Here is a 22,151-nt window from a genome sequence, read left to right as displayed (position 1 = left end):
CATCATGGCCCAAAATGAGATGTGGTATGAAACACTTCATGCCGGCTTTGGCCAGTATTTTACCGTCGATAAACAGCTTTATCGGGATAAAACGGCCCACCAGGATTTAATCATCTTTGAAAACGCGGCCATGGGTCGCGTCATGGCGCTGGATGGCGTGGTGCAAACAACCGAACGTGATGAGTTTATCTATCACGAGATGATGACGCACGTGCCGTTGCTGGCTCACGGCTCGGCAAAAAGCGTGCTGATCATCGGCGGCGGCGACGGTGCCATGTTGCGCGAAGTGTCCCGCCACGCTGATATCCAAAAAATCACAATGGTCGAGATTGATGCTGGCGTGGTCACCTTTTGCCGTCAGTATTTGCCCAATCACAGTGCCGGCGCTTACGACGATCCGCGTCTCAATCTGGTTATCGATGACGGCGTGAATTTCGTCAATCACACCACTGAAAAGTTTGACGTTATTATCTCAGACTGTACCGATCCCATCGGTCCGGGCGAAAGCCTGTTTACCTCTGAATTCTATGCAGGCTGTAAAAAAGCCCTGAATGAGAACGGTATTTTCGTTGCACAAAACGGCGTCTGCTTCCTGCAGCAGGATGAGGCAGTGAACAGCCATCGTAAACTCAGCCACTACTTCCAGGATGTCAGCTTTTATCAGGCGGCTATCCCGACCTACTATGGCGGGATCATGACGTTTGCCTGGGCCAGCGACAATCCTGCTTTGCGCCAGCCCGACGCGGCCCTGTTACAGGCGCGTTTCGAAGCCTCTGGCTTGCGCTGCCGTTACTATACACCGGCGATTCATACTGGCAGCTTTGCCCTGCCACAATATCTGTTGAATGCACTGGAAGACCCGCGCTGACTGGGCATTTATAAGGGGGTGAATAAAATTGCAAAAGCTAAAACTACATGGCTTCAATAACCTGACCAAAAGCCTGAGTTTTTGTATCTACGATATTTGCTATGCAAATACTGAAGCTGAACGTGATGGGTATATTGCTTATATCGATGAGCAATATAATGCCAATCGCCTGACAGAAATTCTGACCGAAACCTGTTCCATCATTGGCGCAAATGTCCTGAATATTGCCCGTCAGGATTATGAGCCACAGGGTGCCAGCGTGACCATTCTGGTCAGTGAGGAACCCATCGATCCCAAAGATATTGATACGTCAGAACATCCGGGTCCGCTGCCCAACTCCGTCGTTGCGCACCTTGATAAGAGTCATATCTGTGTACATACCTATCCAGAGAGCCACCCAGAAGGCGGCCTTTGCACCTTCCGTGCCGACATCGAAGTATCGACCTGTGGCGTGATCTCCCCTCTTAAGGCGCTTAATTATCTGATTCATCAGTTGGAGTCAGACATCGTCACGGTGGATTATCGCGTGCGCGGCTTCACGCGTGACGTGAACGGCGTGAAACATTTTATCGACCATGAAATCAATTCTATTCAGAACTTTATGTCTGAAGACATGAAGGGCATGTACGACATGGTGGATGTTAACGTTTACCAGGAAAACATCTTTCACACCAAGATGTTATTAAAAGAGTTCGATTTAAAACACTATCTTTTCAATACCCGCCCTGAAGATCTGACGCCTCAGGAGCATAAACGTATTACCGACCTGCTGTGGAAGGAAATGCGTGAGATTTACTACGGCAGAAATATTCCGTCAGTGGGATTAAAAACGTACTAGTCACCCTACCGCTGCCCTGCCCCCCAGCGTTGGGGGCCATTTTCTCCTTCGTCATCATCCATGCCTCTTCCGGTTTCAACCAGAACAGGACTTATTATGCGCTGCAAACCAGGATGGCCGCCGTCCGGTTAATTTGCCTCTTCTGGTGGCTTTATCGCCTGGTTGCCGCGAGCACTTTTCTTGTAATACGCGCAGAACCCCGCGTCTCACTTTCTCCTGCTCAGCGCTGTCATCGCTGCCCTCCTCCGGCCGTTCTTGTCTCTTTTCCGCTACAACACAGGTATTAATTCAAATATTCAGTACTAAACACTAAAAAACCAATCCAGATCCGCCCAAATCATTAATTTAGTTAACATGAATTTCTGTAATGAAAATGATGTGACCTAACAAACTGCATCGCTTTACGCCATGCTAACCAATGCTTTTTCCATGAGGAAGATCACATTGTATCGCAAGAAAACATAAGCTTAATTTTTGATTAAAAGTAAGCCATTTAAGGTTAGTCATCTAAAACCTCGTTAAAAACCTTAACTATCATAGGCATAAAATTAATCCCATTAAAAAAACCAATAAAACATAAAAATAACTTAATGATCACATCACCCTGTGATATACATTAAAAAAATTTACTTTTCGCGGGTAATCGTTGGTAAGGAGAGTGATATGAGTCACGCATACTCTGTTATAAACATAAACAAACTTAACGTTTATGTGGAATTAGTGAAATGCAGCGTGCCCACACGTAACAGGACCATCCTGATAAATGGCGCGCTGGCGACCTCGTCTTCCTTTCGGAACTGGAAGCGGTTTCTGGCGGATAAATCAGATGTGATTACGTTCGATCTGCCTTTTTCCGGCAAATCGAAACCCTACAATGAGCAGGACTGTAATATCGTTACGCTGGATGATGAAGTGGCGATCATTCGGGAAATTATTTCAATCTATAAGCCTAACATTATTGCCTCTGCTTCGTGGGGCGGCGCATCGACGCTGAAGCTGTTAAATAACGGCGAAGATGGCCTGGAACACGCCATTATTGCGTCTTACTCTTTCGAATTTAACGATCGAATGCGCACCTACGTTAAACAGGCAAATCTGTACTCAAAAGAGAAAAAATTTGTCGATCTTGCGCATTTGATGAACGAAGAAGTCGGTGCCTATTTGCCAAACAAAATGAAATTCTGCAATTTCAGACACCTCACCACGCTGGATGAAATTGAGTACCGCCAGGGTCGCTTCCACCTTGAGCAAATCGCTAATATTCGCAATCATGACTACAAAAGCATTATCGATAATTCGGCATGTCAGTTTCACTTTATCAATGGCGATCTGGATATTCATACGCCGCAGAAAAACATTGAAGAGATTTGCGGCGAGTCGGACAAAACCTGCTTTTATCAGATCAGAGATGCGGGACACTTTTTAGATCTGGAAGGAAAAGTTAGCCGGGAGCGTACGGCTGCCGCCTTTAACACCATTTTTAACCAGATTGGTGTCTGAAATGAAAGTGATCATTGGCGCACTCGGCTCAGCTGGCGATGTCTTTCCCTGTATCGAAATTGGATCGCTTCTGAAAGAAAAAAATCACGATGTTTATTTGCTCGCTAACGATTACTTCAGGTCAGAAGCCGTTTCTCGCGGACTTTCCTTTGTTGCGGTGGGCGATAAAGAAACGTACGTCAACGCGGTACAGGACCGTTCGCTGTGGGAAAAAAAGCACTCTCTGAAACGTATCTCACACTATATGGCGGAACAGCAGGAAGCCATGTTCAATGCCATGAGCGCCCTTGTGGATGATGACTGCATTATCATTCATTCTTTATGGTGCTTCGCTGCAAAAGCGGTAAGTGACAAATACCAGATTAAGAAATATGCAATCAGCCTGACCAATTCAAATTTAAAATTGCAGCCCGGGCGCGTGATTAACGCGCTGGAAAAAGGCCTGCGAGTGAATCTGAACTGGAAACTGGCCTTATTTCAACGCGCACTGGTGTCACCCGCACTTCAGGATACGCTGGACAAATTACGCCGCGACAATCACCTGCCCGCCTGTCGAAATATTTATGCTGACTGGGTGAGCGGTGGACAGCGTTCGATCGTGTTATATGAACCCTGGTTCTATCAGAAAAAAGCGCGTAACGGGTTTTACGCTGGTTTTATGCTTAATAAAAGCCGTGCATCAACGGATGACGAACAGATTACCGCCTTTATTGACTCCCGAACGGTGGTGTTTTTTACCAGTTGGGCACTGGCTGAGAAAAAGTCCGTTAGCCAGATATTGCAGGACTTAAAAGCTGAGGGGTTAAAATGCGTACTTGTTACGCCAACAGCAACCGCCTTGTCGGTGAACGATGACGTGATGACCGTACCTCAACTGAATATTGCCCTTGTCGAAACGTGCTTATTTGCCATTCATCATGGCGGTATTGGCACCACCGCGCAGTTACTCAAGAATGGCGTTCCCCAACTGATCTATCCCCGCGCGTTCGATCAGTTTGAAAACGCCCGTGCACTTGAGCGGCTGGCCTGTGGGCTGAAAGGAAAAGGGATAAAGGAAATCCGGAAAATGGCGGCGCTTTCACGCCATAAGAAACATAATTGCGATTACTACGCGGCGCAATTTGATAAAGCGGGCAATAAAAGTCACGAACTGGAAAACTTTCTGACCCGTTAAGCCATCCGGCACAGCCAGCCAGGCATGATTTACCCTGGCTGGCCGATGGGCATCAGATCTGAAACGCGGCCGTTAATACTCTCAGGCTCCTTGCCTGTTCCGTTAACGACTGGGATGCAGAAGCGGACTGTTCGACCAACGCCGCGTTGCTCTGCGTTACGCTGTCCATTTGGGTCACAGCCACGCTGACCTGCGAAACGCCCTGCATTTGTTCTACCGATGCCAGAGCCAGCCCATCCATATATTGTGCCAGCGAGGCGACCTCGCTCGCGGCTTTAAGAATACTGTGTGCCGTATTATCTGCCGCTTTTACGCCTTTCTCGACGCCACTGACGGCTTCTTCAATCAGGGTGCCGATTTCTCGTGACGACGAGGCGCTGCGTTGAGCCAGCGTCCGGACTTCGCTCGCCACCACGGCAAAACCGCGACCATGTTCACCTGCTCTTGCTGCTTCAACGGCGGCATTCAGCGCCAGAATGTTCGTCTGAAACGCGATGCTCTGAATGACCGCCGTAATCTCTTTGACCTTGGCCGCACTCACCGAAATGCTGTGCATGGTCTGACTCATTTCATTGACGGCTTTTTCACTGGCGCGGGTCAGCGATTCCGTCTCGCGAGCCGAAGAGGCGGTGGATTCTGCGACGGAAGTGTTATTGCGCACGGTAGCGGTAATCTGCTCCATACTGGCTGCAGTCTGCTGCAACGCGGCAGCCTGCTCCTCCGTGCGGGAAGAGAGCTCTGTATTTCCCTGTGCAATTTCGCTGGCTGCCAGTTCAACCGACGCAGCGGAATCTTTGATCTGAGAAACCAGTGTCCGCAGATGATTTTGCATATTGGCCAGCGCCGCAAGCAGCTTGCCGGTCTCATCCTTTCGATCCACGGTAATGACGGAGGTCAGGTCGCCCCGGGCGATGGTATCAGCCGTATTCACCGCCAGCGTCAGAGGACGGGAAATGCTACGGGAAATAAGCAGTCCCAGCACCAATGAGATGGCTGTCGAAAGCACCAGCCCGCCTGTTAACGTCATTCTGGTCTTTGTACGCTCAGTGATTAACTCGTCTGCACGGGCCTGCAGCAACGATTTTTCAGTGGCAATCATTGACTCAATGACAGAACGCATCGCATCCATTTGAACTTTCCCTTCACCCGAGGCAAAGAGCTCAAAAAAGCGCTGCTGATCCAGCGAGCCCTGATTCAGGCGTTCGCGCGCATCGATCACCTTTTGGGCATAGGTTTCCAGCCAGGCCTTTTGTCTGTTTTCCAAATCAACTAAACGTTTCTGCTGTTCCGGATTATCCTGGGTCAGCTGATGCGTAGTCTCTATATATCGACTGAACGCCTGTTTCCCTTCATTAAACGGAACCAGCATCTGCGGTTTGCCGTTGAGCGCAAAACCACGCACGCCCGTCTCCATATTAAGCAGGTTTTCGGTGGCCTTGTTTAATCCTTCAACAACCTGATAAGTATGAATATTAAGCTGGCTGGCTTGTGTTACCCGGCCAAAACCAGCATAAAACAGGCCACAAACGACAATCATGACCAGCGTAATCGCGCCAAATGCAATATAGAGTCGTGTTCTGATAGATGTGTTGCTGAGCATAATTTCTCCGCGAGTGGAAAAAATAAATAAATTCCATTAATTAACTGAGACTAATGGCAAAAACATTAATAATCAGGCATGTAAATTTAATGAAAAGCCTGTTAACGCACCCAAAAATGAGTGACGCCAATATAAACGCATTAATGTCCAGTTGATTATTAACGCAGTTGCTGAAATTTCCACTGCGTTACCTTTTTAATTTTAAGCCACTTCAAAAAATCGCAGAGATGCTTATCTATCACTATGCAGCTTCAGCGGAGCGTGAATTAACCCACCGAAATAAAAAAGATTAAAATCAAAGACTTTTAAAAGAGATGAGAATGAAAATGCTTACAACATTGCGTTGAAGGAATAAAGTGCAACGTTAATTTGACTTAGCGCCATCGCATTATTAACCAATTAAATTTTATCACTCATGTCAAAACCGCCTGTCATCTCCTCATCTTTTTGGTGAAAGGTTATATTTTAATAAAACAGAACATCGCGCGCGGCGTTAAATATTGCCCTGTGCCCCGTGCTCTTAATACAAATCACCCCTACCTTGTGCTCTCTGAAATCGATTTTAACCTGCACATCGACTGCAACGTCGCCGATGTACAGGCCCGGGCTTAGGGTTGGAGATACAACTCTTCTATGTAGTGCAGGGCTTCGCATAGCGTACTGTCTGTGCCAAATCCCCCCGCCTTGGTAATAACCGGCAGGTCATCAATTTCACTGTTCACGAAGGTGCCGCAGGGGATACAGGGAGCGACTTCGCTCTGAATACGATAACCTTCAGCGCCCAATGCGTTAGCCACCGCAATAGCGATGTCCCCACCGGTGAGAAACAGGCCGCCGGTACGAGCACGATCGAGAATCGCCAACGTGATTTCTCCCAGCCGCTGACTCAGCTTTTCACCTAAGGCTTCACGACTCAGTTCGTAGTGCGCGGTCAGAGCATCAATCTGATTACGATCGTCAACGCTACTGCTGGTCTGAAGAACACAGTGCCTGTTCTGCATCAGAATCTCGCACGCCTGGGCCACGATATGCTCGCACTCATCTTTAGGCCCCAGAAGGGTTTGTACCGCAATTCTGACAACGTCAACGCGTCCTGAGCGCTGCGCCTGCTCAACCTGACGTCGGGTCATTTCACTCATTGAGCCTGCCACCACCAGTACCGGCAGAGTTTGATGCATAGTCATGTAACTTTCAGCCGGAAGTGCATTCGCCAGCCCCGCCGCACCGACCAATAAAGGGGGCTGGGTCATGGCCAGGGCGGCCTGGGCAATTAGCGTCAGATCGTTATCATTTTCGGCATCCATGACCACGATGCCCCCTCCCTGCCGGGCCAGACTTTCAAGCCGGGCACGTAGCTCACCGCCTCTTACCACGTCCAGCGACATTTCACTCACCGGCAGATGAGTCTGTAAGCCGATAAGCGTACTGATCCGCGACGAAATAATCGGGGTGCGAGGATCGCTGGCAAACTCTGTCTCCAGCAACGGACGCTGGTGCACCAGGCACTCACCCTGGCGCGTGATGCGGCCTGCCGAAGGTATGGCCGCGGCAACGATCGCCAGCGTGGCACCACTTGCCGCCATAGCCGCGGCAATCTCCGCCCCGGGGTTCCCCCGCAAGGTCGAGTCGATTTTTTTATAAATCAGTACGTTATTTTGCGTCGTGCCCAGCCAGGCAGAAAGCGCCTGAGTAACGGCAATGCTCGCCTGCTCTGCGCTAAGCGCCCGGCTATCCGTGTTGATGACGAGTACGTCAGTCCGCCGCGAGGGTTTCTGCTGTGGCGTCAGCATCACTTCGGTGCGTGCGCCCTTTTTAGCCAACTGGACACCGGTATCGTTTGCGCCCGTAAAATCGTCGGCGATGACAAGCATTTTCATCATAACTTCTCCGTGGATGACAGCGATCGCTGCTGATTACTCTTTGCCACCCATGAGGTCAGCATGGGCGTTAAAATTGCGGTAACAATGACCGACGTCGCGACCAGCGGCGTGGCCGACGCAACGACGTCCGCCAGGGCGGGATCGGCGTGAGCAATAGCAACAGGCGTGGCGACAGCATTGCCCGCCGTGCTGGATGCCGCCGCGCCGGCAATTCCGCTGCCACCTAACAAGCGATCGACTTTTATATTAAAGAAGCCGCCGACGAGCGTGGTTAAGCCCCCCAGAACAATGCCAGCCAGCCCGCCTTTGAGCAGCATGGCAAAATCAATGCTGGCACCCAACGCAAAGGCAAAGAAGGGAATCAGTATCGGGCCGCCCTGAGACAAAAAATCGCGCATTTTTGGATCGAGATTACCGAGCAACATGCCCAGCAGCATGGGGACGATCACCACCACCACCGACATGACAGGAATATTTGCCATCCCTGCCGCGCCCAGGGCAATCATGGTGAGTACCGGACCATCGTTAAGGGAGATCACGGGTGTCGCGCCGACTTCATTGTCCTGGCCAAACTCCCCCGCGAGGGCAGCATAAAGGCCGCCATTCGTATTGCTCATGGCCGAAATGACGGCGACCGACGTCAGTCCCCACAGCCCCTCCGCGCCAAAAAAGGTATCCACAGCAAAGCCCACGGCCACAGCAACAAGAAACTTGCTTGCCGTGACGCCACCGCCTATCAACAAGGCTTTGGGTGCCGCTTTGATATATATCCCTGCGCCCATACAAAACAAAAATGCCCCAATCAGAGCAGGTGCACCTTCTTTAAAAAGCGCGGTGGTAAAGCCGCCCACCTGTAAGGCTTCGGGCGCGAGCGTATTCACGATGGCCCCTAAAACCAGCGGGACAACCATCATACCGCCCGGGATTTTTTCAACTGTTGCTTTAATATCCATATTATCACCATTATGATTAATTATAATCACCATGATGATATTAAATCATTAAGAGGAAAATTGCGGCATGAATCGCAGAATAGCGCGCGGTTAGTTGAGCATAATCAATCAATACGGAGTGGAACCACAGGGCCTGCAATACTCACCGGTATTATCTGTTTTGCATGAAGCGCCGCCAGGCAGCAATGACCGCCAGAAAATCTTCCATACCGCAGAAGCACAAGCTTTCTTCATCGTAATAATTCATGCCCTCTTCCATTTCATCGCCTTCAAAATTCAGCGTATTCGCGCGGACAATCACCTCTTCGTCATCCATCCACAGCGTGTATTCCCGCCCGATACGTTGCCACTGACGTTCACTTCCTTTTAATTTATGGGCTTCCGCTTCCACCTCATCCAGCACGCTGGCATCGTGCTCGACCTCTTCATTAAACCAGTGGCCCAGTGCTTCATGTCCCATCGACATACGAACTTTCACTTTGCCCGTGATGTCACGTAGAAATTCATACTCCATGATCTTATCTCTTTATCAGTCACTCGCGCTGTTATACCGCTATTTTCATTACCATGCACCTGCTTAGCGCACACATCCGGCTTCCTTCAGGACACTTTTCAGGCATAAAAAAAAGAGGAACGCCAGAGCGTCCCTCTTAAATGGACCAACGGTCAGCAATCAGACGGCGGTCTGGAAAATCACGCCATCCGCTTTTTCAGTGTACTGGCTCAACTGGTCAAAGTTGAGATAGCGATAGGTATCGCTAGCCGTTTTATCCACCTGCGCCATAAACTGCTGATACTCATCTGGCGTTGGCAGCTTACCTAACAGTGATGAGACCGCCGCCAGCTCCGCAGAAGCCAGGTAGACGTTAGCCCCTGTACCTAAACGGTTCGGGAAGTTACGGGTTGAGGTCGAAACGACCGTTGCGCCATCGGCGACACGTGCCTGGTTACCCATGCACAGTGAACAACCCGGGATCTCGATACGCGCACCGCTCTTACCGAACACGCTGTAGTAGCCTTCTTCCGTCAGCTGTGCCGCATCCATTTTGGTCGGTGGTGCGACCCACAAACGGGTTGGCAGCTGGCCTTTGTGGCTGTCCAGCAACTTACCTGCCGCGCGGAAGTGACCGATGTTGGTCATGCACGAACCGATAAAGACTTCATCAATCTTCTCGCCCTGCACATCTGACAGCAGACGCGCATCGTCGGGATCGTTTGGCGCGCACAGAATCGGCTCTTTGATCTCCGCCAGATCGATGTCAATCACCGCAGCATATTCTGCATCGGCGTCGGCTTCGAGCAGCTGTGGATCCGCCAGCCATTTCTCCATGCCTTCGATACGGCGCTCAAGCGTACGACGATCGCCGTAGCCTTCTGAGATCATCCATTTCAGCAGGACAATGTTAGATGTCAGATACTCTTTGATTGGCGCCTGATCCAGCTTGATGGTACAGCCTGCAGCAGAACGCTCAGCAGAGGCATCGGTCAGTTCGAACGCCTGCTCCACTTTCAGATCGGGCAGACCTTCAATTTCAAGGATGCGACCGGAGAAGATGTTCTTCTTACCTTTCTTCTCAACGGTTAACAGGCCCTGCTTAATCGCATACAGCGGAATCGCGTGAACCAGATCGCGCAGCGTAATGCCGGGCTGCATTTTACCTTTAAAACGTACCAGTACCGATTCCGGCATATCCAGTGGCATAACGCCGGTCGCTGCCGCAAAGGCAACCAGACCCGAACCTGCCGGGAAGGAAATACCGATTGGGAAGCGGGTGTGGGAATCGCCACCGGTGCCGACGGTATCCGGCAGCAGCATACGGTTCAGCCAGGAGTGAATTACCCCATCCCCAGGACGCAAGGAAACGCCGCCACGGTTCATGATGAAGTCTGGCAGCGTGTGGTGCGTGTTCACATCGACTGGCTTAGGATAAGCCGCCGTGTGACAGAATGACTGCATCACCAGATCGGCAGAGAAGCCCAGACATGCCAGGTCTTTCAGCTCGTCGCGGGTCATAGGACCGGTGGTATCCTGCGAGCCCACCGAGGTCATTTTCGGTTCGCAATAGGCACCCGGACGGACGCCGTCAACGCCACAGGCGCGGCCAACCATTTTCTGCGCCAGTGAGTAGCCGCGTGAGCTTTCCGCCACGTCTTTCGCGATACGGAACACGGTGCTGACAGGCAGCCCCAGGGATTCACGCGCTTTGCTGGTCAGGCCACGACCGATGATCAGTGGAATACGGCCACCGGCACGCACTTCATCAATCAGCACGTCGGTTTTCAGTTCAAAACTGGCCAGCAGATCGCCGGTTTCGTGATTGCGCACTTCGCCTTTAAAAGGATAGATATCAATGACATCACCCATATTCAGGTCGTTCACATCCACTTCGATCGGCAGCGCGCCGGCATCTTCCATGGTGTTGAAGAAGATAGGCGCAATCTTGCCGCCCAGAACAACACCACCGCCTTTTTTATTCGGCACGTTAGGGATGTCATCGCCCATAAACCACAGCACCGAGTTGGTGGCCGATTTACGGGATGAACCTGTGCCCACAACGTCGCCCACATAGGCCAGCGGGAAACCTTTAGCCTGCAGTGCTTCGATCTGTTTGATCGGACCGATGTTGCCTGACTCATCCGGCTCAATGCCTTCACGGGCATTTTTCAGCATCGCCAGGGCATGCAGTGGGATATCAGGACGTGACCAGGCATCCGGTGCCGGAGACAGGTCATCGGTGTTGGTTTCACCCGTGACTTTGAAAACCGTAACGGTAATTTTTTCAGCCAGCTCAGGACGTGACAGATACCATTCGGCATCCGCCCACGACTGCATCACCTGCTTCGCGTGTGGATTGCCTGCTTTGGCTTTTTCTTCAACGTCGTAAAAGCTGTCAAACATCAGCAACGTGTGGGAAAGCGCTTTTGCCGCAATCGGTGCGAGTTTCGCATCATCTAATGCTTCAATCAGAGGATGGATGTTGTAGCCGCCCTGCATGGTACCGAGCAGTTCAACAGCTTTTTCAGGAGATACCAGAGGAGAGGTTGTTTCGCCTTTGGCGACAGCAGCCAGGAAACCTGCTTTAACATACGCCGCTTCATCGACGCCGGGTGGTACGCGGTTGACCAACAAATCGGTCAAAAATTCTTCTTCACCCGCAGGTGGATTTTTTAGCAGTTCAACCAGCGCGGCCATTTGGGAAGCATCTAATGGCTTAGGTACGATCCCTTGGGCAGCACGCTCGGCAACGTGCTTACGGTATTCTTCTAGCACGACGTTCTCCTCGCTCTCATTGTATGGGTTTCCGGTGCACCCTGATGACAACGCATTCCATGAGTAGGGTAAGGTGCCCGGTTCCGCGTGGGGCAGCATAGCAGGATTTAACCGCCTTGTTAATCTGTTTACAAAAAAGCAACATTAGGGTTTTCTGTAGCAGAATGCGCTAACTAATCCGGTGTAAACGGAAAAAAAGCAGGGCGTAAAGCCCCGCCTGCTAACACAGTCATACCCGATTACGTTTAGCGGTCGATCATACCGTATTCTGCATTGGCGTAGCGCTCACCGCGAATGTTTTCCGGGGCAAACACAGTATCCAGCATGTCGATGTCGACCTTTTTCAGGGCAACTGACGCGGCGGCACAGTTTTCTTCCAGATGGTGGACTTTGCTTGCTCCCGGAATAGGCACGATATCCTCACCCTTCGCTAAAACCCACGCCAGTGCCAGTTGAGCTGCAGAAATACCATAACCCCGCGCCATCTCCATCAGTTGATCCACTAACTTTTGGTTATGTTGCTGTGACTGCTGCTGGAAACGCGGCAAGCCACGGCGGAAATCATGCGGATCAAGGTCGGTCACCGCTGCCAGCTTACCGGTCAGAAAACCGCGGCCCAGAGGGCTGTAAGGCACAAAACCGACGTTAAGTTCGCGGCAGGTAGCAAGAATGCTCTGCTCGGGATCGCGAGTCCAAAGTGAGTACTCGCTTTGTAAGGCCGAAATCGGATGTACGGCACAGGCACGGCGCAGCGTGGCAGCAGACACTTCCGACAGGCCGAGGTAGCGCACTTTTCCCTCATTAATTAAATCTGCCATCGTGCCCACCACGTCTTCGATCGGCACCGCGGGATCGAAACGATGTTGATAAAGCAGGTCAATATGATCGGTGCCGAGACGCGTCAAAGATCCTTCTACTGCCTCGCGAATATGCTGTGGCTGACTGTTCACACCGGTCATGTTCTCCCAGCCCTGACCGGCACCGCTAATGCTAAAACCAAATTTCGTCGCAACGGTCACGCTATCACGGCGGCCTTTAAGGGCTTTTGCAATCAGCGCTTCGTTTGTGAAGGGCCCGTAAATCTCAGCGGTATCCAGAAAATTAATGCCCAGTTCAAATGCGCGGGAGAGCGTATTTAATGCCTGTGACTCATCCGTGTTGCCATAGGCGAAGGTCATGCCCATGCAGCCCAGCCCGAGTGCCGATACCTGTAAACCCTGATTACCTAATTGACGTTGTTGCATGACATCTTCCTCATTATTGCGGTGTTATTGTTATAATCCTCATCAATCGCAACAACAATTGTGCTTAATTTTCTAATTCAGTGAGAAAAACTCATCAATGACGCTATCCCGGGCAACGCTTCAGGAACTGGAAATGTTTTGTGCGATTGCGCACCATCGTAGCTTTCGCAAAGCCGCGCAGGCGCGTAACGTCACGCCCTCGGCACTCAGCCATGCAATGCGCCATTTCGAGCAGCGGCTCGGCGTGAGGCTGCTTAACCGCACCACTCGCAACGTTTCCCTGACCGAAGCGGGCGCGCATTTTCTCCAGCGTATTCAACCCGCGCTGGTCGAACTCTCTCAGGCCGTGGATGAACTTAATGACTGGCGGGCGCGTCCACACGGCAAGCTGAAACTCAATATGCCGCGTTCTGCTGAAACACTGTTCTTTGAAAGCTTGATTCTGCCGTTTATCCAGCGCTATCCGGAAATCACGCTGGAAATTGACAGTAATGATGCGCTGGTCGATATTCTGGAAGCGGGTTTTGATGCAGGCATTCGCTATGGCGATGTGCTGGCACAGGATATGATTGCCCTGCCCTTTGGCCCGGCAATGCGCACTCTGGTTGTCGCAAGCCCGGCCTTAATCGAACGTCATGGCGCACCGCAAACGCCGGATGAACTGCTTGCATTTCCCTGCATCGAACGCCGCTTCCCCAGTGGCCGACGCTATCGCTGGGAATTCTGGCACGCGGGGCAAAGGCAGGAGGTCGCGGTCAGTGGCCCGCTGGTGCTGGATAACAACGAGCGGATTTTGCAGGCCGCCCTTTCAGGGGCAGGGATCGCCTTCTTACAGGAAGCCGTGGTCAGCGCCCATCTGCAGCGCGGCGCACTCGTTGAACTGCTCAGTGGCTTTACCCAACATGCAGATGGCTTCTGGCTGTATTATCCTGGCAGGCGTTATGTCTCTGCGCCGTTGCGGCATTTTATTGACTGGCTACGCCTTAATAATAACGAAGCAGGCAATCATAAAAATTGAATAACAACGCGATCTCGCGTTAAAAAAATTAAAAAGGCGCCAAAAAGTAAATATAAAACCTTTTTAATCAGGACGTATTAACCTCTGACGATCTTATTAATGGTTCACTAAATAATCCAATAAAATATAAAGAGACTCTGAAATAATACATGCGCAGACTGCGGTTGGGCTCATGAATCATTCTGCCTGACGTGAGAATCTGAGGTGGAAAGAGGCAGGAACCGCTCACAATAATTTTAACGCGTGCGAGCGGGGAAACCCTGATACCTCAACACTGCAAGCCCTAACCCCTCTCACGATAAAAATCAAGAGAGGTGCCACCATCAAGTCGAAATACGGTTCGCTTGTTATCAGCGGGTCAATGCTCTTAGGATTACGTTTATCAAATTGACGTTCATTATGTGAACTTCGCCTCAGAATAATGAGTACTGAACTTTCGGCTGTCTTGAATAACGAAACCAGACAGTAAAAAATGCGTTAATGGCGGGATTGACTACGCCATTTTTGCCCGTGTAAAGGTGTTAGCACAGGCGCCCTTTCTTTTATTCCTTTCATTATCCGATTGAATCTAAGCCATAAAAAAACGGCCCCATAAGGGGCCGCTATTTCAGTTCTGAAAATTATTTCTTTTTCGCTTTCGCGTTAGGCAGATCGGTGATGCTGCCTTCAAAGATTTCAGCGGCCAGGCCTACTGACTCATGCAGGGTCGGGTGCGCATGGATGGTCAATGCGATGTCTTCTGCATCACAGCCCATTTCAATGGCCAGACCAATTTCGCCCAGCAGCTCACCGCCGTTAGTACCGACGATGGCGCCACCGATAACGCGATGGGTTTCTTTGTCGAAAATCAGTTTGGTGATACCGTCTGCGCAGTCAGAAGCAATAGCACGGCCGGATGCTGCCCACGGGAATGTGGCAGTTTCATAGCTGATGCCTTTCTCTTTCGCTTCTTTCTCGGTCAGACCAACCCAGGCAACTTCTGGTTCAGTATAGGCAATGGACGGAATCACTTTCGGATCGAAGTAGTGCTTCAGACCTGAAATGACTTCTGCCGCAACGTGGCCTTCATGCACGCCTTTATGCGCCAGCATCGGCTGCCCGACGATATCGCCGATAGCGTAGATGTGCGGCACGTTGGTGCGCATTTGTTTGTCAACGCGGATAAAGCCACGGTCGTCAACCTCAACGCCGGCTTTATCTGCATCCATGCCCTTACCGTTTGGCACGCGACCAATTGCCACCAGAACCGCATCATAACGCTGGGCTTCGCCTGGCGCTTTTTTACCTTCCATTGAAACATAGATACCGTCGTCTTTTGCTTCAACGGCGGTCACCTTAGTTTCCAGCATCAGGTTGAATTTCTTGCTGATACGTTTGGTGAAGACTTTCACCACGTCTTTATCGGCAGCCGGGATAACCTGGTCGAACATTTCAACCACGTCGATCTCTGAACCCAGCGCATGGTAAACCGTCGCCATTTCCAGACCGATAATACCGCCGCCCATGACCAGCAGACGTTTAGGCACTTCTTTCAGTTCCAGCGCATCGGTTGAATCCCACACGCGAGGATCTTCATGAGGAATGAACGGCAGCTCGATTGGGCGTGAGCCCGCAGCGATAATGGCGTTGTCGAAGTTAATGGTGGTTGCACCACCTTCACCTTCAACCACCAGCGTATTCGCACCGGTAAATTTGCCCAGGCCGTTAACAACCTTGACTTTACGACCTTTTGCCATGCCTGACAGACCGCCAGTCAGCTGGTTAATCACCTTCTCTTTCCAGCTGCGGATTTTGTTGATATCCGTTTGCGGCTGACCAAACACAATGCCGTGTTCTTCCAGCGCTTTCGCTTCTTCAATCACTTTGGCAACGTGCAGTAGCGCTTTAGACGGGATACAGCCTACGTTAAGACAGACACCGCCGAGGGTGCTGTAGCGCTCAACCAGTACGGTTTCCAGACCTAAGTCAGCGCAACGAAAAGCTGCAGAGTAACCTGCAGGACCTGCCCCAAGTACCACGACCTGAGTTTTAATCTCTGTACTCATCATGACCTCTTATTGGATTTCCGGCGGGTCAGACGCTGAGCCTATCCCATTAGGCTAGTTAACTGGCCATATTGCGTATGTTGCTACCACCCTACCGTTGACGGGTTTGCGTGGCAGGTACGCAAGCTGACTGCGCCAATTATGCCTAATGGAATAGGCTCATGATGTCCTTATTCCACCGGGACATGTTCACCGCAAGAGTTTACAGAATTGTTAATAAACTGCCAACCGCGGTGCCCTGAATGTTACAAAAAGGCCGGCATTTGCCGGCCTTTTGCGCTTTTTACATAACCAGACGACGAATGTCTGACAGCATATTGCCAATAATGGTAATGAAACGTGCGCCATCTGCACCGTCGATAACGCGGTGATCGAAGGACAGAGAGATTGGCATCATCAGACGTGGTGCAAACTCTTTACCGTTCCACACTGGCTCCATCGCTGACTTTGACACACCAAGGATGGCCACTTCTGGCGCGTTAACAATCGGCGCAAAGTGGGTGGTGCCCAGGCCGCCAAGGCTGGAGATGGTGAAACAGCCGCCCTGCATGTCGCCTGCGGTTAGTTTGCCATCGCGCGCCTTTTTAGAGATCGCCATCAGTTCACGAGACAGTTCTGTAATGCCCTTCTTGTTCACGTCTTTAAAGACCGGAACCACCAGGCCATTTGGCGTATCCACCGCCACACCGATGTTGATGTACTTTTTCAGCGTCAGCTTCTGCGCATCTTCAGACAGTGAGCTGTTAAAGCGTGGCATCTGCTCAAGCGCCGCCGCCACCGCTTTCATGATGAAGACCACTGGCGTGTATTTCACGTCCAGCTTACGCTTCTCCGCTTCGGCGTTCTGCTGCTTACGGAAAGCTTCAAGCTCGGTAATATCGGTTTTGTCGAAGTGCGTAACGTGTGGGATCATGACCCAGTTACGGCTCAGGTTCGCACCCGAGATTTTCTGGATACGGCCCAGCTCCACTTCTTCAACTTCACCAAACTTACTGAAGTCAACCTTCGGCCATGGCAGCATGCCCGGCAGGCCGCCACCGCTGGCGGCGGCTGGCGCGGCTTCTGCGCGTTTCACGGCATCTTTAACGTAAGCCTGAACGTCTTCTTTCAGAATACGACCTTTACGGCCTGTGCCTTTAACTTTGGCAAGGTTAACGCCAAATTCACGCGCCAGGCGACGAATGACCGGCGTGGCATGCACATACGCATCGTTTTCGGCAAATTCGCCTTTGCTCTCTGCTTTAGCAGCAGGTGCAGCAGGCTTCGATTCCGACGCCGCTGGCGCAGGTGCCGCCTCTTTTTTGGCAGCCGGTGCAGCGGCAGGCGCAGCGCCTTCCACTTCAAACACCATGATCAGCGAACCGGTGCTGACTTTATCGCCCGTTGCCACTTTCAGTTCTTTGACCGTGCCCGCGAAAGGTGCCGGGACTTCCATCGACGCTTTATCGCCTTCCACCACAATCAGTGACTGCTCAGCTTCGACTTTATCACCCACCTTCACCAGCACTTCGGTGACTTCGACTTCGTCACCGCCGATGTCAGGTACGTTGACCTCTTTTGAACCCGCGGCAGCGGCAGGTGCCGGCGCCGCGTCTTCTTTCACGTCTGGCTTCGCATCTGCAGCAGGCGCAGCGCCTTCTGCTTCAAAGACCATGATGTGAGAACCGGTATTCACTTTATCGCCGGTCGAGATTTTGATCGCTTTCACCACGCCCGCGAACGGCGCAGGAACTTCCATTGAGGCTTTGTCACCTTCAACGACGATCAGCGATTGCTCAGCCTCAACTTTGTCGCCCACTTTCACCAGAATCTCGGTGACTTCAACTTCATCACCGCCGATGTCCGGCACGTTAACGTCTTTGCTGGCGCTGGCAGGTGCAGCGGCTGGCGCGGCCTCTGCTTTTTTCTCATGCGCGGGCGCAGGGGCTGCTTCTGCAGCGGCTTCTGCGTCAAACATCATGATCAGCGAACCGGTTTCCACTTTGTCACCGGTTGCGATTTTGATCTCTTTCACCACGCCAGCCTGCGGCGAGGGAACTTCCATAGAGGCTTTATCGCCTTCCACGGTGATCAGCGACTGCTCGGCTTCCACCTTGTCGCCAACCTTGACCAGAATTTCGGTGACTTCAACTTCGTCTGACCCGATATCTGGTACCTTGATTTCAATAGCCATTACTCTGTTACCTCTTAAGCCAGACGCGGGTTAACTTTATCGGCATCGATCTTGAACTTCACGATCGCATCCGCCACGACTTTCTTATCGATTTCGCCACGTTTAGCCAGTTCACCCAGCGCGGCAACCACAACGTAAGATGCATCCACTTCAAAGTGGTGACGCAGATTTTCACGACTGTCAGAGCGGCCAAAGCCATCCGTACCCAGCACGCGGTAATCGCTTGAAGGCACATAGCTGCGAACCTGCTCAGCGAACAGCTTCATGTAGTCGGTGGAGGCCACGGCTGGCGCTTCGTTCATCACCTGAGCGATGTAAGGCACGCGTGGGGCTTCCGTTGGATGCAGCATGTTCCAGCGCTCACAGTCCTGACCATCGCGGGCCAGCTCGGTGAACGAGGTGACGCTGTAAACGTCTGAACCAATGCCGTAATCGGTCGCCAGAATCTGGGCAGCTTCACGCACGTGACGCAGGATAGAGCCTGAACCCAAGAGCTGAACTTTACCTTTGCTACCCTCAACGGTTTCCAGCTTGTAGATACCTTTACGGATACCTTCCTCGGCACCTTTCGGCATCGCTGGCATGTGGTAGTTTTCGTTCAGCGTGGTGATGTAGTAATAAATATTTTCCTGCGCTTCGCCGTACATACGAACCAGACCGTCATGCATGATGACTGCCACTTCGTAGGCATACGACGGATCGTAGGAGATACAGTTAGGGATCGTCAGTGACTGAATATGGCTGTGGCCATCTTCATGCTGCAAACCTTCGCCGTTCAGGGTGGTACGGCCTGATGTACCGCCGACCAGGAAGCCCCGCGCCTGTTGGTCGCCCGCCAGCCACATCAGATCGCCAATACGCTGGAATCCGAACATCGAATAATAGATGTAGAACGGAATCATCGGCAGGTTGTTGGTGCTGTAAGAGGTTGCCGCCGCCAGCCAGGATGATCCTGCGCCCAGCTCGTTAATCCCTTCCTGCAGAATCTGACCTTTCTCGTCTTCTTTATAGTAAGCCACCTGCTCACGGTCCTGCGGTGTGTACTGCTGACCGTTCGGGCTGTAGATACCAATCTGACGGAACAGGCCTTCCATACCAAAGGTACGGGCTTCATCCGCAAGGATAGGCACCAGACGATCTTTGATCGATTTGTTCTTCAGCATCACATTCAGTGCACGCACGAACGCGATGGTGGTCGAGATCTCTTTGTTCTGCTCTTCAAGCAGCGCACTGAACTCTTCCAGCGCCGGCATTTCCAGCTTTTCAGTGAACTTCGGCTGACGTGATGGCAGGTAACCGCCTAACTTCTCACGCTGGCCGTGCAGGTAGTTGTACTCTTCAGAGCCTTTATCGAAGGTGATGTAAGGCAGAGATTCGATCTTGTCGTCTTCGACCGGCACGTTGAAGCGATCGCGGATGTAGCGAACGCCATCCATGTTCATCTTCTTCACCTGGTGCGCGATGTTCTTACCTTCGGCTGTGTCGCCCATACCATAACCTTTAATGGTATGCGCCAGGATCAGTACCGGCTTGCCTTTGGTGTCCTGCGCTTTTTTCAGTGCCGCATAGATCTTCTTCGGATCGTGACCACCACGGTTCAGTGCCCAGATTTCATCATCTGACCAGTCTTTCACCAGGGCAGCGGTTTCCGGATATTTGCCGAAGAAGTGCTCACGCACATAGGCACCATCACGTGACTTAAACGTCTGGTAGTCGCCGTCAACGGTTTCGTTCATCAGCTGGATCAGTTTACCGCTGGTGTCATTACGCAGCAGTTCATCCCAACGACCGCCCCAGATAACCTTGATCACTTCCCAGCCAGCACCGGCAAAAATGCCTTCCAGCTCGTTGATGATCTTACCGTTACCGGTGACCGGTCCATCCAGACGCTGCAGGTTACAGTTGATGATGAAAACCAGGTTATCCAGTTTTTCACGGGTGGCGATGGTGATCGCACCTTTGGATTCTGGCTCATCCATCTCGCCGTCGCCCAGGAAAGCGTAAACGGTCTGACCGGAGGTATCTTTCAGACCACGGTGTTCCAGATATTTCAGGAATTTAGCCTGATAGATGGCATTGAGTGGGCCCAGACCCATGGAGACGGTCGGGAACTGCCAGAATTCCGGCATCAGTTTAGGATGCGGATAAGAGGACAGACCTTTACCGTCCACTTCCTGACGGAAGTTATTCATCTGCTCTTCAGTCAGACGACCTTCCAAGAAAGCACGGGCATAGATACCCGGAGAAATGTGGCCCTGGAAGTACACCAGATCGCCGCCGTCTTTTTCACTGCGCGCGCGGAAGAAGTGGTTAAAACACACTTCATAGATGGTGGCAGAAGACTGGAAGGAGGACATGTGGCCGCCAAGTTCCAGATCTTTCTTCGATGCGCGCAGCACCGACATGATGGCGTTCCAGCGAATGGCGGAACGGATACGACGTTCAAGTGAGGTGTTGCCCGGATAATCCGGTTCATCTTCAACGGCAATAGAGTTGATGTAGTTACTGATTGCGGCAGCACCGCCAGCAACTTTCACACCGCCTTTGCGGGCTGCACTCAGCACCTGATCAATCAGATACTGTGCACGTTCAACACCTTCTTCACGGATGACCGATTCGATCGCCTGTAGCCAGTCACGAGTTTCAATCGGATCCACGTCATTGTGTAAACGTTCTGACATGGGGGTATTCCTTATCTGTGTCTAATACGTTGAAAAATCGGGAGCCTGTTAACGTCAGGGAGACAGGCTCGTCGCACATGTTCGCACGATCTTTGCCGCACGTTATTCCTTACGTTGCTGTAAACGACGCAGGGAGCGTTCTCGACGGCTCTGCTCCCGACTTCTGTCCAGCAAGATTTCCTCAATGAACGCCAGGTGACGGTGTGAAGCCTCGCGTGCTTGTTCCGGCTCACGAGCCACAATCGCCTCGAAAATTCTGGCGCGGTGACCGCTCACTTTCGCCAGCATTTCCCGGCGCGAGTAGAGCAATTCAAAATTCTGTCGAACGTTCTGTTCCAGCATAGGTCCCATTGATCGTAGCAAATGCAAAAGCACGACATTATGGGCTGCTTCTGTGACAGCGATCTGATACTTCATTACTGCGTCTGCTTCAGCGTCGAGATCGCCGCTGTCCTGCGCCTGCTGAATATGAAGATGGCAGTCGCGAATCCGCTGTAAATCCTCTTCTGTACCGCGCAGCGCGGCATAGTAAGCGGCGATGCCTTCTAACGCGTGGCGCGTTTCCAACAGGTCAAACTGCGATTCCGGATGCTCGGCAAGAAGCCCAACGAGAGGATCGCTCACGCTCTGCCAGAGATGTTTCTGTACAAATGTTCCGCCGCCCTGACGGCGTAGTAACAATCCTTTCGCTTCTAAACGCTGGATTGCCTCACGGAGAGACGGACGTGAAACATCGAATTGTTTGGCGAGTTCGCGCTCGGGGAGCAACTTCTCTCCCGGCTGCAGCGTCCCTTCCATAATCAGGGATTCAAGTTGCTGCTCAATGGCATCGGAGAGTTTGGGTTGACGAATCTTAATGTAAGCCATCTTCCCTTCTTAGTGTGCCTGTCTGATAAAGTAAATTGG

The 22,151-nt window shown here is 51.7% G+C and carries 15 protein-coding genes; 5 read left to right on the top strand and 10 right to left on the bottom strand.

The features are described from left to right. The first annotated feature begins 4 nt into the window (after positions 1-4). The 4 genes from speE to NYE92_RS18775 all read left to right on the top strand — a co-directional run bounded on the left by speE (position 5) and on the right by NYE92_RS18775 (position 4,380). Positions 5-868, top strand: coding sequence for a polyamine aminopropyltransferase (gene speE / locus NYE92_RS18790; RefSeq protein WP_014606566.1), 864 nt, complete (start codon positions 5-7; stop codon positions 866-868). 28 nt (positions 869-896) lie between these two features. Then, a complete protein-coding gene (speD, locus tag NYE92_RS18785) occupies positions 897-1,706 on the top strand; it encodes an adenosylmethionine decarboxylase (RefSeq protein ID WP_013024649.1) in 810 nt (269 codons plus the stop codon). Positions 1,707-2,438: 732 nt separating this feature from the next. Continuing rightward, entirely contained in the window at positions 2,439-3,206 is a 768-nt protein-coding gene (locus NYE92_RS18780; protein WP_227008665.1) for an alpha/beta fold hydrolase, read from the top strand. Between the two features lies 1 nt (position 3,207). Further along, positions 3,208-4,380 carry a nucleotide disphospho-sugar-binding domain-containing protein gene (locus tag NYE92_RS18775; protein ID WP_128392315.1) on the top strand — a complete coding sequence of 391 codons (1,173 nt, stop codon included), beginning with the start codon at positions 3,208-3,210 and terminating at the stop codon, positions 4,378-4,380. A gap of 52 nt (positions 4,381-4,432) precedes the next feature. Here NYE92_RS18775 and NYE92_RS18770 read toward each other — a convergent pair whose 3' ends face one another. From NYE92_RS18770 to NYE92_RS18745, 6 genes are all read right to left on the bottom strand, one after another. Continuing rightward, positions 4,433-5,980 (bottom strand): methyl-accepting chemotaxis protein, encoded by a 1,548-nt coding sequence (locus NYE92_RS18770; protein WP_014592933.1) that lies wholly within the window; start codon positions 5,978-5,980, stop codon positions 4,433-4,435. A 608-nt stretch (positions 5,981-6,588) separates the two neighbouring features. After that, positions 6,589-7,857 (bottom strand): D-threonate kinase, encoded by a 1,269-nt coding sequence (gene dtnK, locus NYE92_RS18765; RefSeq protein ID WP_259019511.1) that lies wholly within the window; start codon positions 7,855-7,857, stop codon positions 6,589-6,591. Beyond that, positions 7,857-8,813 carry a 2-keto-3-deoxygluconate permease gene (locus NYE92_RS18760; RefSeq protein WP_015700944.1) on the bottom strand — a complete coding sequence of 319 codons (957 nt, stop codon included), beginning with the start codon at positions 8,811-8,813 and terminating at the stop codon, positions 7,857-7,859. The genes dtnK and NYE92_RS18760 overlap by 1 nt, the downstream gene beginning before the upstream one ends. A 151-nt stretch (positions 8,814-8,964) precedes the next feature. Beyond that, a complete protein-coding gene (gene yacL / locus NYE92_RS18755; RefSeq protein WP_013024643.1) occupies positions 8,965-9,327 on the bottom strand; it encodes a protein YacL in 363 nt (120 codons plus the stop codon). A gap of 159 nt (positions 9,328-9,486) precedes the next feature. Further along, complete coding sequence (gene acnB, locus NYE92_RS18750) at positions 9,487-12,084, bottom strand: bifunctional aconitate hydratase 2/2-methylisocitrate dehydratase (RefSeq protein WP_085980279.1); 2,598 nt, start codon at positions 12,082-12,084, stop codon at positions 9,487-9,489. 245 nt (positions 12,085-12,329) lie between these two features. Next, positions 12,330-13,328, bottom strand: coding sequence for an aldo/keto reductase (locus NYE92_RS18745; RefSeq protein WP_015700947.1), 999 nt, complete (start codon positions 13,326-13,328; stop codon positions 12,330-12,332). A gap of 97 nt (positions 13,329-13,425) precedes the next feature. Between NYE92_RS18745 and NYE92_RS18740 the strand changes: the two genes are divergently transcribed. Next, entirely contained in the window at positions 13,426-14,346 is a 921-nt protein-coding gene (locus tag NYE92_RS18740) for a LysR family transcriptional regulator (RefSeq protein WP_013024640.1), read from the top strand. A 620-nt stretch (positions 14,347-14,966) separates the two neighbouring features. Here NYE92_RS18740 and lpdA read toward each other — a convergent pair. The 4 genes from lpdA to pdhR all read right to left on the bottom strand — a co-directional run bounded on the left by lpdA (position 14,967) and on the right by pdhR (position 22,112). Beyond that, positions 14,967-16,391: a dihydrolipoyl dehydrogenase gene (gene lpdA, locus NYE92_RS18735; RefSeq protein ID WP_014606575.1), complete on the bottom strand. Its 1,425-nt coding sequence runs from the start codon at positions 16,389-16,391 to the stop codon at positions 14,967-14,969. Positions 16,392-16,674: 283 nt separating this feature from the next. After that, positions 16,675-18,564, bottom strand: coding sequence for a pyruvate dehydrogenase complex dihydrolipoyllysine-residue acetyltransferase (gene aceF, locus NYE92_RS18730; RefSeq protein ID WP_015700948.1), 1,890 nt, complete (start codon positions 18,562-18,564; stop codon positions 16,675-16,677). Positions 18,565-18,578: 14 nt separating this feature from the next. Then, entirely contained in the window at positions 18,579-21,245 is a 2,667-nt protein-coding gene (aceE, locus tag NYE92_RS18725; protein WP_014592928.1) for a pyruvate dehydrogenase (acetyl-transferring), homodimeric type, read from the bottom strand. Positions 21,246-21,347: 102 nt separating this feature from the next. Then, on the bottom strand, positions 21,348-22,112 hold the full coding sequence (gene pdhR / locus NYE92_RS18720) for a pyruvate dehydrogenase complex transcriptional repressor PdhR (protein ID WP_013024636.1): 765 nt from the start codon (positions 22,110-22,112) through the stop codon (positions 21,348-21,350). Positions 22,113-22,151 lie beyond the last annotated feature (39 nt).

It is taken from the genome of Pantoea sp. B566, from assembly GCF_024793925.1.
GTDB lineage: Bacteria > Pseudomonadota > Gammaproteobacteria > Enterobacterales > Enterobacteriaceae > Pantoea > Pantoea ananatis.
The sequence above is the reverse complement of the archived record's forward strand: the minus strand, read 5'-3'. Positions and strand labels throughout refer to the sequence as shown.